Source organism: Vibrio anguillarum, assembly GCF_001989995.2.
In the GTDB taxonomy this organism is placed as follows: domain Bacteria; phylum Pseudomonadota; class Gammaproteobacteria; order Enterobacterales; family Vibrionaceae; genus Vibrio; species Vibrio anguillarum.
On the sequence record NZ_JAHGUP010000206.1, the window covers coordinates 1 to 228 of the forward strand.

1 tRNA gene is annotated in these 228 nt (G+C 43.9%); it reads left to right on the top strand.

The annotated features are described in order from the left end of the window. The first annotated feature begins 17 nt into the window (after positions 1–17). Positions 18–93, top strand: a tRNA-Val gene (locus PL85_RS18490). Positions 94–228 lie beyond the last annotated feature (135 nt).

Consider the following 228-nt stretch of genomic DNA (forward strand, 5'->3'; position numbering starts at 1 on the left):
AATGTGAAAAAACATGTGGGCGATTAGCTCAGTTGGGAGAGCACCTGCCTTACAAGCAGGGGGTCACTGGTTCGAACCCGGTATCGCCCACCACTCTCTAAGAATTTTTGGATGCACATTGCCAAACCAGATTAAGTAATTGAACTGGTCGGTCTGTTTGACTCTGAAAGTCATTAGAAAGTGATTTGTTCCGTTAGGAATACCACTCGCTCTTTAACAATTTGGAAA